Annotated in this window: 8 protein-coding genes; 5 read left to right on the forward strand and 3 right to left on the reverse strand. The window is 58.4% G+C overall.

The window, feature by feature from the left end:
- Nucleotides 1-1,056 precede the first annotated feature (1,056 nt).
- Nucleotides 1,057-2,367, reverse strand: a complete 1,311-nt coding sequence (locus ACP15P_RS05515; RefSeq protein ID WP_424927507.1) for an AAA family ATPase — start codon at nucleotides 2,365-2,367, stop codon at nucleotides 1,057-1,059.
- Between the two features lie 355 nt (nucleotides 2,368-2,722).
- On the opposite strand from ACP15P_RS05515, the gene ACP15P_RS05520 reads away from it, so the two are divergent.
- The 3 genes from ACP15P_RS05520 to ACP15P_RS05530 all read left to right on the forward strand — a co-directional run bounded on the left by ACP15P_RS05520 (nucleotide 2,723) and on the right by ACP15P_RS05530 (nucleotide 6,845).
- Nucleotides 2,723-3,301 carry a hypothetical protein gene (locus tag ACP15P_RS05520; protein ID WP_424927508.1) on the forward strand — a complete coding sequence of 193 codons (579 nt, stop codon included), beginning with the start codon at nucleotides 2,723-2,725 and terminating at the stop codon, nucleotides 3,299-3,301.
- Between the two features lie 241 nt (nucleotides 3,302-3,542).
- On the forward strand, nucleotides 3,543-5,072 hold the full coding sequence (locus tag ACP15P_RS05525; protein WP_424927509.1) for a calcium-binding protein: 1,530 nt from the start codon (nucleotides 3,543-3,545) through the stop codon (nucleotides 5,070-5,072).
- A 144-nt stretch (nucleotides 5,073-5,216) separates the two neighbouring features.
- The gene (locus tag ACP15P_RS05530) at nucleotides 5,217-6,845 is read left to right on the forward strand and encodes an FAD/NAD(P)-binding protein (protein ID WP_424927510.1); all 1,629 of its coding nucleotides are present in this window, start codon (nucleotides 5,217-5,219) and stop codon (nucleotides 6,843-6,845) included.
- A 439-nt stretch (nucleotides 6,846-7,284) separates the two neighbouring features.
- On the opposite strand, the gene ACP15P_RS05535 is transcribed toward ACP15P_RS05530, so the two are convergent.
- Nucleotides 7,285-8,991: a bifunctional sulfate adenylyltransferase/adenylylsulfate kinase gene (locus tag ACP15P_RS05535; RefSeq protein WP_424927511.1), complete on the reverse strand. Its 1,707-nt coding sequence runs from the start codon at nucleotides 8,989-8,991 to the stop codon at nucleotides 7,285-7,287.
- A 153-nt stretch (nucleotides 8,992-9,144) separates the two neighbouring features.
- Nucleotides 9,145-9,759: a CDP-alcohol phosphatidyltransferase family protein gene (locus tag ACP15P_RS05540; protein ID WP_424927830.1), complete on the reverse strand. Its 615-nt coding sequence runs from the start codon at nucleotides 9,757-9,759 to the stop codon at nucleotides 9,145-9,147.
- 167 nt (nucleotides 9,760-9,926) lie between these two features.
- On the opposite strand from ACP15P_RS05540, the gene ACP15P_RS05545 reads away from it, so the two are divergent.
- The gene (locus ACP15P_RS05545) at nucleotides 9,927-11,231 is read left to right on the forward strand and encodes an acetylornithine deacetylase/succinyl-diaminopimelate desuccinylase family protein (protein WP_424927512.1); all 1,305 of its coding nucleotides are present in this window, start codon (nucleotides 9,927-9,929) and stop codon (nucleotides 11,229-11,231) included.
- Nucleotides 11,232-11,257: 26 nt separating this feature from the next.
- Nucleotides 11,258-12,733, forward strand: a complete 1,476-nt coding sequence (locus ACP15P_RS05550) for an ABC transporter substrate-binding protein (protein WP_424927513.1) — start codon at nucleotides 11,258-11,260, stop codon at nucleotides 12,731-12,733.
- Nucleotides 12,734-12,773: the final 40 nt, after the last annotated feature.

Here is a 12,773-nt window from a genome sequence, read left to right on the forward strand (position 1 = left end):
GCCCGCGCCGGCCCGGCCCCATGGGCCGGCGCCCGTCAACGTTGGCCCTGGGATCACCCCGAAGAGGCACACTGCACCATAAAACCGCGCCGCCCAACCACCCCGCGCGCCACCCCCCGGTCCGCCGCGGGCACGGCTCTACTTCACGGCTGGAACGGGCGCCCGGTCGCGGGGCACTCGAGCCCGTTCGACACACTCCAACGCCGCCGCCCCGACACCGCGCGAGGCCTTGGGAGCATCACTTCGACCAAGGCGGCGCGAGCGAATCCCCGAACATCCTGTGACTGTGAGGCAAATGGCAGGCGTTGGGAATGGGCGGAAAGCGTAAGTTCGACGCAATCGCGAAGCGACGTTGCGGCATGCCCAATGCTGCCACTCTTCGAGTGATCACGGATTGGACATTCAGTAAACCATGGACACGATGCAGCTTCACGCGGAGCTGGGAATTGACAAATTTACGCGACCGTTGTGCGCATTTCTGAAAAGGGTCTATTGGTCCAGACCGACACACGGTCCATCCAAAAATGGAGGGGGCGCCGGTCAAATCATCATTTTTAATAGGAATTGCTCCCAATGCGGCAATCTCAACGATGATAAAAGCACTATCTTGCTCGATTATAAGTCGCCTGATCTTTTATGACTTTTATGTCAGCACAAAGATCATGGCCAACGACGTTCCGAATTTGATTGCGACATAAAGCCATTCTTGCATCCCTCGAAATGACGTTCACACACCCACTGACTAAGGCGAGAGCAAAGATATGCGAATCGTCACATTCTCTTGGGCAACTCTCAAAACGCTCTTCAATTTTGGCCTCTAGTCTGCTCTGAGCCTCGTCTACTGACTCATCAGGAACAGTGCGGACCTTTCCACTACTAATGAACTGGCCGATCAGTTCAAGTAAAGATTTCTTCGACTTAACTTCAGCACGATAAGCTGTACCACCGACAACGATTTTTACTTTTCCGTTTTTCCTAATATCTTTAAAAAGTAGTATGGGTAATTTTGCTGATGTGGCTTTAAATCAACATTTAGATCCAAAATAAATTCACGCATTAGAGGTTTTCAAACTTGTCCATGGATTCATTCAAGAAAAAGCTTCGGTAAGAATCTGGAATATTGCCCATCGTTCCATCAGAATTCAACTCGATCTCGTAAGCTTGGTTCGTACCATCCCCTAATTTTTCAAAATAAATAATTTGGGATTTGGGACCGTTATCAGATTGCTTATGCTTCAAACGATAACGATCAATAATGAAGTCGCTGTGGGTCTCAATGACAAACGTGCCTCCAGATTCAGCTGACTTAAGAAATACATCACCCAAAGCGGCTTGGGCGCGGGGATGTAAATGCAATTCTGGTTGCTGAATTAAAAATGCGTGCGTCCCAGATGCGAAGGCAATATCAGAAATGATCGGAAGTACTTGGCCAACGCCATATCCCAATTCATCGACATAAAAGAATGAGCCCGACTTTTCAACTTGTAGTGCAAACGGTTTGTCTTTGATTGCAGTCCGTACAGAAGTCGTCAAAATTCTGTCGAATAGTCCACTTGCAGCGCCGAAGTCTTCTATGGACTGCGCAAGCTCAGAACCCTCAATTAACATATCTCGAAGCAAGAAAGGAGTATGTTCTCCAGTCGAACTGAATTCAGAATTGCTGCCGTGATACAATCGTCGCGTTTGCGCTCGAATTGGCCCGTGGTGAAGACAGCGAAGCGGTGAATAGGAGTTGAGTATCCGTCTCTCTCTCTTGTCTTCAGACTTAAACACTGCATGGCTCAAGGCTTCATGCCAAGCTGCAATTTCAGAAACTTCCGGCCAAATCACCTCATAGTGGTTTCTAAACTTGTCTCCTGTTTTGAAATGCAACAATTCTACTTGCTTACCGTTCCCCGCATGGGAAATTTCCGAGTTGTACAAAAACGTATCAAAACGATACGAAATTCTGTCCTTGCTCCGTTTGAGTCGCAGAATATTATCGCCTGAGACCATCGTCAGACGCTGAAGTTGCATTTCTTCATTGACCTTTTTGTATGTTGCAAGTCGGCCAAAAGTCCCTCTGTAAGATTTTCGATCTTCATCGGGACGCTCTTTAATTAGAAAGCCAATCGTTGTCTCTTTACAGTTAGCTAAACGAGAACAAACGTCGAAAGCTGTATCTATGCCGTCAACAACGCCGCAAATATCAAAAAGTACCATATGCTCTCTTGAATCTATCAATTGGATCAATTGTAGAAAACTCGACTTCCCGGTACTGTTCTCTCCAACAAGAAAATTGCACGCTCTCAAATTATGCCAGCCGTCTGGCAGGCCCCGAAATCCTTTTGAGAACAATGCGTATTTCTCGAGTCGCTTATTGACCATCGGTTCTTATCCGTTTAAACACAACATGTTGTCCCGTTGATATATTCTATCCGACATGTGGGTGCATTCAATCCCAAAATTGTAGATGGCGGTCGTCGAAATCGAAGTCACGAGTGATTTCGGATTTGACACCTCGCGCGTAGGAAACGCATGCTTCGAAGCCCTCTCAAAACGAACGTAGCCAGCATTGTTCGAGCGGTTGCCAAGTTTGCTTACTGTAAGTTGGCCGATCCCGTTATAGTGTTGGCGCAGCGAATGTCGGCAATGCGGGCTTCGCTCACAGCATCGATGTCAATAGCTAGAAGTGCGCTATGGGTCGTTGCCAGAGGCGCCCTTACTTCGCTAACCAACGGATATGGTCGGATACTTTTCAAACGCAGCAGGTCGCCTAGTTGAAGTTGTTGGCGTTGTCACAGCCTTGGTCTTTTTATTTGAGGTGACTACAGCCAATAGAAGTTTGCCGTCGATTGATTTGGACACGGCCGAAGGCACGGATACCTTTGAGTTCTTTGAAGCTAACAACCGAGCGGTCGTCTACGTGTCATTCAGCTTAAGTCGTGATATGTTCCAAGACCCATCGTTGGATTTGTTTTCCGATCCGATCATAATAGACGCCGTTGGTAGGTTTGGCGGCGCAGTGCTTTTGTTGGATTGGCAGTCACTTTCTAGTAGTTATCTCGCCAAAGTAGATGACCACAGAGCCGAAGACTATAGTCTTGGATTCCAAGGTCCAGCCTATGCTCGATTATTTGAAGCTGAAGGGCTGTCATATATCGAGCTAACAGAATCGCCGTTCACGGACAGTGTGGCGGAACGTGCAAAATGCTCGGAACACCTATTTGGTCAAAGTGTAGCTCAAAAAGTCTACAGATATGTCGCAGGGTGCATGCTCAAAGCGGCAGCACCACCAGAAACCTATAAGACTTTTGACTAACGCGAATGTAGTGAACAGCGGCTTCGATAGGCCGCACCGCAGCAATGTCCACACCTTTCTGATGTCGGCTTCGGGCGGTCCAACGCGCCCCCCCACACCCCCATCCGCCAAAAACCCACACCCCACACCCCCCCTGTGACACCTGTCACTTCGAAGATCCGCCCGCCAGGTTAACCATGTCCTCAACGGTCGGCAGAAAACGCCGGCCCGAAAACCTAACCAGTACCGAGAGGACTACCCCATGGCGACTTTCACCGGATCGATTTTCAACGACACCATTACCCCCACCTACGTCTCCCCCTTCGTTCTGAAATCCATTTTCACGCCCAAGCCCGGCAATGGCGACGACTACATCTACGGCAACGGCGGGAACGACTGGCTCGACGGGGGCTACGGTTTCGACCACATCGACGGCGGCTCCGGCATCGACAGCGTCACCTACACCTTCTACTCCGGCAACGTGAACGCCAACCTCTCCACCGGCGTCGTGAGTTTCCCCGGCAACAGCACCAAAACCGAGAAACTCGTCTCCATCGAGAACCTCTACATGGGCTCCGGCAACGACACCGTCACCGGCAGCGCCTACGACAACTACATCTCCACCGGCGCGGGCAACGACTACGTCTATGCGGGCTACGGCGACGACACCATCTATGGCGGTTCCGGCAATGACTGGCTCGATGGCGGCTACGGCTATGACGAGATCAACGGCGGCACCGGCACCGACACCACCTCCTACACCTTCTATTCCGGCCGCGTGAACGCCAACCTCGCCACCGGCGTGGTCAGCTTCCCCACCGGCGGCTCCGGCACGGACAAGCTCACCTCGATTGAGAACATCTACACCGGCTCCAACCACGACATGGTCACCGGCTCCACCGCCGACAATGTCATCTCCACCGGTGCGGGCAACGACACCATCTACGGCGGCGACGGCGATGACAGCCTCTATGGCGGCTCGGATGACGACTGGATCGACGGCGGCTACGGCTTCGACTACATCAATGGCGGCTCCGGCACGGACACCACCAGCTACACCTTCTACAGCGGCGACGTGGACGCCGATCTCGAAACCGGCGTGGTGGCCTTCCCGGGCAACAGCACCGACACCGACACGCTCTACTCCATCGAGCGCATCTACACCGGCATGGGCGACGACACCGTGCGTGGCAATGACGACGACAACATGATCCACACCGGTTCGGGCGACGACAAACTCATCGGCGGCTACGGCGAGGACACGCTCTACGGCAGCCACGGTAAGGACAAACTCTATGGCGGCAACGACGACGACCGTCTCTATGGCGGCGATGACAAGGACAAGCTCTACGGCGGCAAGGATGACGACTACCTGCATGGTGGCGACGCCAACGACAAACTGAAGGGCCAGAAGGGCGACGACACCCTGGATGGTGGCGAGGGCCGCGACAAATACTGGGGCGGCAAGGGCGCGGACACCTTCGTCTTCAAATATGCCGATGACAGCCGCCCGGGCGACGCAGACAAGGTCTATGGCTTCGACGGAGCCGGCCACGCCCATGGCGACGTGTTCGACCTCTCCAGCATCGACGCTGACACCGACACCGCCGGCTTCCAGCACCTGGAATTCAGCCACGGCCCCGGCAACGGCAAGGTCTGGATGGAAAATGACGGCAAAAACACCGTCCTGCTCGGCAACACCGACGGCGACAAGGGCATCGAGTTCAAGGTGGTCATCAAGGACGGCCACATCGAAGCCCACGACTACTCCGCCCACGACTTTATCCTCTAACGGAGACCCATAACCCTCACTGCGACTTCCTCCCCCACTTGCCCCGCCGCATCCTTCACATGCGGCGGGGTCTTTTCATTGCCCGCGGGTTTCTTCATCTATGTCAGGCGGGTGGTCCGCACGGGCATCACGAGGGGGCGGGCAGTGAACAAGGACGTAAAAACGCGACGTATCGCCGTGGTGGGTTTCGGCCCCCGCGGTCTTGGCGCGCTGGAGGCCCTGGCCGACTGCATGGCCGACCGCGACCTCTCCCTTGCCGTCGACATGTATGACGCAAACGCCGCCCGCGGGGCCGGGCCGAATTTCGACCCGGACGAGTCCCCGCTCTGCCTGCTGAACATCCCCAACCGCGACATCAACATCCGCCCGCCTGGCTTCTCCAAACTGGGAGGCTTCACCGACTGGTCCGGACCGGACTGCGACCCCGACGCCTTCCCACCCCGCGCCGAACTCGGCCGCTACCTCCGCGCCCGCTCCGCCGACCTGCTTGGCCGGGACAGTCCCGAAATCACCCCCGTCGCGGGCGAGGTCGAGCGCATCACCCGCGACGGCAGCCGCTGGCGCATCGAGACCGCGCAGGGCGCCTCCGCCGTCTATGACGAGGTCCTGCTGACCCTCGGCCAGCCGCCGGTTTCCCCCGATGACCAGCTGGCCGAATGGCGCGATCACGCCGCCCGCACCACCGCCCGCTTGGCGGGGGCCTATCCCGCCAAAACCCTGATCGGGGAGGCCGCCAACTGGACCGGCCGCACCGTCGCCGTCCGTGGCCTCGCCCTGTCATTCTTCGACGTTCTGCGCGCTCTGACCGCCGCACAGGGCGGGCGTTTTGAGCAGGGACGCTACACCCCCTCGGGCCAGGAACCCGCCCGTATTGTCCCGTTCTCCCTCGACGGCAAACCGCCATTCCCCAAACCCGCGACGGAGGAAATCGACGCCTGGTTCGACCCGCTCGACACGGAGACCACCGCCTTCGAGACAGCAATGGCCACCGCTTCCCAAAGCGACCCGGACACCGCCCGCCACCTCATCACCACCGCCCTCATTCCCGTCGCAGACCGCATCCTGAAGGCCCAGGGCGCGGACTTGGCGGGCGTATACGCCTGGCTCGACACCGAATGGAGCGACCCCGGCAGCCAGGAAACCGGCGATACGTTTGAGACCCTGCGCCACGGCGTCGCGCTGGCTGAGGGCACCGCGCCACTCACCATCGGCTACACCCTGGGCCAGATCTGGCGTAAATGGCAGGACCAGGTCCGCGCGGGCTACAACCCCGCCACAACCCCGCCGGAATCCGCCAAAATCATCGTGGGCTTCGACGAGGGAATGAAGCGCTACTCCTATGGCCCCCCGGTGTCGTCCGCCCGCGAAATGCTGGCCGTGATCGACGCGGGCCTGATCGACCTCGACTTCGCCGCCGACCCGGACATTGACCTTACCGATGACGGCTGGACCCTCACGTCCGGGGCAGGCACGGCGGAGGCCTCCGTGATGATCGACGCCGTCCTGCCACCGCCCGATCCGGCAAGCGTCACCGCCCCCCTGATCCGGGATCTGATGGACCGGGGTGTGCTCGCGTCCATTGACGAAGGGCTCTCGGCCAACACCGCCGCCGATGGCGGCCTGATCGACGCGGACGGCCAGGACCAGCCCGGCCTCTGCCTGCTCGGCCGCCTCGCGCTGGGCTCCGTCATCGCCGTCGATTCGCTCCACGACTGCTTCGGCGAAGCCTCCCGCCGCTGGGCCCGCGGCGTCTGCAACCGCCTGACCGGCTGACCCGAATCCATACCCGGCGCCACTGTCGGGTAGCGGAAGAGTGAATTTTCGGTGCAATGCTGCACTGCAACAGGTTAACGAACCGCGCGCTGCCTGGTTTAAGCGAATATCCGCCCGCCCAGGTGCCGGACCCGGTGGCCGCGGGTCGCCATATTCGCGACCATGGAAATTAACCTTTGGGACCGTTCCCTAAAGGATCCGCCTGTTGCGCGGATTTTTTTACCACCGTTCGCTCCCGGGGCCCCAGAGGGCAAAACCGGTGACAATTTCGGCCATTTTCGGCAAAACCCCGTGCAATCTGTGCCATTTGACTCACAATCTGTGCCACTTTTTGACCAGTCTGCGCCACCTGGACGTCAAAACGTGCCACTTTCGGACACAAAAAAACCGCCGGACCCTGCGGGGGGCCGGCGGCTTTTTGTCGTCAGGTTAGGCCGGATCAGGCGCCGATCAGACCCATGCTTTCCAGCTTCAGCAGAACCTGCTGTGCGCAGTAATCCACGTCCGTGCCTTCGGTCTCAAGGCGGACTTCCGGGTTCTGCGGCTCCTCGTAGGGGTCGGAGATACCGGTGAATTCCTTGATCTTGCCTTCGCGGGCCAGCTTGTAGAGACCCTTGCGGTCGCGCTTTTCGCACTCTTCCACGGAGGTCGCCACATGCACCTCAACGAAGGAGCCGTAAGCCTCGATCATTTCACGCACGGCCCGGCGGGTCGCGGTGTAGGGCGCGATTGGCGCACAGATCGCGATACCACCGTTCTTGGTGATCTCGGAGGCCACATAACCGATCCGCTTGATGTTTATGTCCCTGTGTTCCTTGGAGAATCCAAGCTCGGAGGACAGGTGCTTACGAACTAGGTCACCATCCAGAAGAGTGGTCGGACGGCCGCCCATTTCCATCAGTTTCACCATCATCGCGTTCGCGATGGTGGATTTTCCGGAGCCGGACAGGCCGGTGAAGAACACGGTGAAGCCCTGTTTGTCACGGGGCGGCTTGGTCTTGCGCAGCTCGGCAACAACATTCGGGAAGCTGAACCATTCAGGAATTTCAAGGCCTTCCTGAAGACGGCGGCGCAGCTCGGTGCCGGAGATGTTCAGGACGGTCATGCCTTCCTCAACCTCATCCGCCGGCTCATACTGGGCGCGCTCCTGGACGTAGACCATGTGTTTGAAGTCGACCATTTCACAGCCGATTTCGTCCTGGTACTTCTTGAACAGCTCCTGCGCGTCGTAGGGACCATAGAAGTCCTCACCGGCGGAGTTTTTGCCCGGTCCGGCGTGGTCGCGGCCAACGATCATGTGCGTACAGCCATGATTTCGCCGGATAATTCCGTGCCATACGGCCTCACGCGGGCCGGCCATACGCATGGCCAGGTTCAGCAGGGACATCTCCGTGGTGGCTGCCGGATACTGGTCCAGAACCGCCTCATAGCAGCGCACGCGCGTGAAGTGGTCAATGTCGCCTGGTTTGGTCAGGCCGACAACCGGATGGATCAGAAGGTTGGCCTGCGCCTCACGTGCGGCCCGGAAGGTCAGTTCCTGGTGGGCACGGTGCAGCGGGTTACGTGTCTGGAATGCAACGATTTTCCGCCATCCCAGCTTGCGGAAGAACGCGCGCAGCTCGTTCGGCGTGTTGCGGCGTGCGCGGAAATCGTAATGGACCGGCTGCTGGATGCCGGTGACCGGACCGCCAAGATAGATCTTGCCGGCGGTGTTGTGCAGATAGTTCACGGCCGGGTGGGCCACGTCATCCGCACCAAAGACCTTTTCGGCCTCATTGGCCTTGTTCGGCTCCCAGCTGTCGGTAACCGACATCATCGCCAGGATCACACCTTCGGGGTCGCGCAGCGCGATGTCCTGACCCGGCTCAATTTTGGAGGCAAACTCCTCGCTCACGTCCAGCGTGATCGGCATCGGCCACAGCGTACCGTCGGCCAGGCGCATGTTCTCGACAACGCTCTCATAGTCGTCCTTGCCGAGGAATCCCTTGAGCGGATTGAACCCGCCATTCATCAGCAGCTCCAGGTCACAAACCTGCCGCGCCGTAAGATCCCAGGACGGAAGCTGCGCAGCCTCAACCTTCAGCTTTTCCGCGCTGTCGTAAGAAACAAACAGTTCGGGAATTGGAACGAGATTTGGGGCAGTCATTTACGGGAACCTTTACCACTGATTCGGAACTGCGTGGGTGTTAGCAGGCACCGGCCAATCGGTCAAAGCACTCGTGCAGGTATCATGGTTAAGCGAACGTTAATCCGATGATGCAGTGCAACAATGTCGCACTTTTGGCCGTTTCCCCTCAATTTAGTCCAAATTTGACAGTAATTTGAAGGCATGACGCACTCTGAGGAAGGCGGTGAAGAAACACAGACCCGCGAAGACATGGGCCATTGGGGCGAAGGCGGAGGAGAAGAGGCAGAGCAGGACGAAGAAGGCGATGGTCTCGAACCCCTCGAGCAGTCCACCGGAATAGTAAAGGTTTTTGATACCCTGCGCACTGGTCGAAAGCCCGCGTTTTTCGGCGATAATGGCAAAGCCCAGAAATGATGAGCCGTTCACGTAAAAGGACAGCAACAGCACCGCCCCCGCCACCCCGTTGGCGGCGGGATCAAGCAGCACGAAGCCCAGCGGTATGGCCCCGTAGAAGAAGAAGTCGGCGGTGATGTCCAGATATCCGCCGAAATCCGTGGTCTCCGTCGCCCGTGCAATGGCACCGTCGAGACCGTCAGCCAAGCGCGACAGCAACAGCGGGATCAGCGCGGCCTCGGGACCGCCGAGCGCAATCATGGCTGCGGCGCACAGACCCAGGACGAGGCCCGTCAGGGTGACCGTATTCGCGGTCATGCCCATTGCCGCCATCCGCCGGCCCATGCGGTTCAGGGGCGGGTCAATATGTGTCCTGATTTCGGCGTCGAACATGCCTTTGGCCTTTTCTGCTGCATGTTGCTCTTCGCCCATCTGCGGGCATCCGTTACAGCCCAGTAACAGAAATACTGGCTGGGCGTGGTTACAATTAGCTGAACGGGGGTAACTGGACAAACGCGGTCATGTTCTCAATGGTGATGGAAAAGACAGGCGGGGCTTCCATGCAGGATATTTCAGAGAAACTCGATCAGGAGGTTCTGGCGCGCCGGGACGATCTGATTGCGCTGACCCAGGATCTGATCCGAATTCCCACGCTCAACCCGCCGGGAGAATGTTACCGCGACGTATGTGAGTTTCTCGCGGACCGCCTGAAGCGGCAGGGGTTTGAGGTGCGTCTGATCCGCGCCCATGACACGCCCGGCGACAGCGACCGCTATCCGCGCTGGAACCTCGTGGCGCGCAGGGAGGGGGCACGGCCTGGCAGTTGCGTTCACTTCAACGGGCACACGGATGTGGTCGAGGTCGGACAGGGTTGGACAACCGATCCGTTCGGCGGTGAGTTGAAAGACGGGCTGATTTATGGGCGCGGAGCCTGCGACATGAAGGGGGGCATTGCGGCCGCGATTGTGGCGGTTGAAGCGTTTCTAGCCAAATGTCCTGATTTTGCGGGGGCGATTGAGATTTCAGCCACGGCGGATGAGGAAACCGGGGGCTATGGCGGTGTCGCCTATCTGGCGGAACAGGGCTACTTCAACCCCGAGCGGGTGCAGCACGTCATTATACCCGAACCCCTGAACAAGGACCGGATCTGCTTGGGCCATCGGGGCGTGTGGTGGGCGGAACTGGAGACCTATGGGCGGATCGCGCATGGCTCGATGCCATTCCTGGGCGACTGCGCCGTGCGGCATATGGGGGCGGTGATGCGGGAGATGGAGGATGTGCTCTATCCCGCGCTGGCCGCGCGCAAGACCGCGATGCCCGTGGTGCCGGACGGGGCGCGGTCTTCGACACTTAACATCAACTCCATCCACGGCGGACAGGATGAACGGCCCGCGGATTTCGACGGCTGGCCCTCGGCGGTGGTGCCGGACAGTTGCCGGATGATCATCGATCGGCGTTTCCTGGCAGAGGAAAGCCTTGAGGATGTGCGTGACGAGTTCCGTCAGGTTGTCGACCGGGCCCGGGAACGGGGCCCGGATTTCAAATACCGCCTGAGCGATATGCATGACGTTCTGCCCTCCATGACGGACAGGGACGCGCCGGTGGTGCAGGCCCTGTCCGGGGCGATGGCCGCGAAGTTTGGCAAAGACCCGGAATTTGTCGTCTCGCCCGGAACCTACGACCAGAAACATATCGACCGGATCGGGCGGCTGAAGAATTGTGTGGCCTACGGTCCGGGAATACTGGACCTTGCGCATCAACCGGATGAATATGTGGGTGTAAATGACATGCTGGACTCGGCAACCGTGATGGCTACCGCCCTCGCGGGACTGCTTGGAGTAACGGCGGACGGGGAGGCGGGATAACCGCCGGGGACACAGGAGAGGTCGCAATGAAATCAACCCAACTGGTGCTTGCTGGTGGACTGCTGCTGTTTGCGGGAGCGGCCCATGCGCAGCAGACGGATCTGGTTCTGGGGATGCAGCTTGAGCCTCCGCATCTCGACCCGACCTCGGCTGCCGCGGCGGCGATTGACGAGGTGACCTACGCCAATGTGTTCGAGGGGCTGACCCGCTTTGCCTCGGATGGCTCGGTTTTGCCTGGGCTTGCCGAAAGCTGGGAAATTGCGCCGGACGGGCTGTCCTGGGTGTTCAATCTCCGCCAGGGCGTGACGTTCCACGACGGAGCACCTTTCACGGCGGAGGATGTGGCGTTTTCGCTGGAACGGGCGATTGCCGAGGATTCCACCAATGCGCAGAAACAGCTTTTCGACGGTATAAATTCCGTCAATGTGATTGATGATGTGACCGTCGAGATTGGTCTGGACGTTCCCAAGGGCGCGCTTCTCTCCAACCTGGCCTGGGGGGATGCGGTGATCGTGTCACCGGGCAGTGCGGAGACCAACACCACCGAGCCCGTGGGTACGGGACCATTCCGGTTCTCGAACTGGGTGCAGGGCGACAGCGTGGAACTGGTCCGCAACCCGGACTACTGGGGTGAGCCGGCGAAGCTTGAAGAGGTGACGTTCAAGTTCATTTCCGATCCCACCGCAGCCTTTGCGGCTCTAATGGCGGGTGACGTGGATGCGTTTCCGGTTTTTCCCGCGCCGGAAAACCTGGCGCAGTTTGAGGCTGACCCGCGTTTCAATGTGATAGTGGGCTCGACCGAGGGTGAAACAATTCTGTCGACCAATAACGGTCGCGAGCCGTTTGACAATATTCTGGTGCGGGAGGCGATTGCCCATGCCATCGACCGGCAGGCGATCATCGATGGGGCCATGTTTGGCTACGGGACGCCGATTGGCTCACATTTTGCGCCGCATCACCCGGCCTATGTCGATCTGACGGGGATGTCGGAATATGACCCTGAGCTTGCGCGGTCGCTGCTGGAGGAAGCCGGGTATCCCGACGGGTTTGAGACGACCCTGACCCTGCCGCCGCCGTCCTATGCCCGGCGTGGCGGTGAGATTATAGCGTCGCAACTGCGCGAGGTCGGCATTGATGCGGAGATCATCAATGTGGAATGGGCGCAGTGGCTGGAGCAGGTGTTCAAGGCCAAGGACTATGGCCTGAGCATTGTCAGCCATACGGAGCCGATGGATATCGGGATCTACGCCCGTGACGACTATTATTTCGACTACCGCGATCCGGTGATGGCGGCCCTGATGCACGAGTTGGACGCCACGGCGGATGCGGAGGACCGGGCGTCCCTGCTTGAGGCGGCGCAGACCCGCATCGCGGAGAACTATGTGAACGGGTATCTGTTCCAGCTCGCGAAAACCGGTGTGGCCGATGCCAAAATCCGGGGCCTGTGGGAAAACTCGCCCACACAGGCAAATGATGTGACTGCGGTTTACTGGGAGGAATAGGCGCGATACGCCTTCGTTCAGTTCGACGTACAACCACTGA

It is taken from the genome of Amaricoccus tamworthensis (assembly GCF_049800875.1).
Lineage (GTDB): Bacteria > Pseudomonadota > Alphaproteobacteria > Rhodobacterales > Rhodobacteraceae > Amaricoccus > Amaricoccus tamworthensis.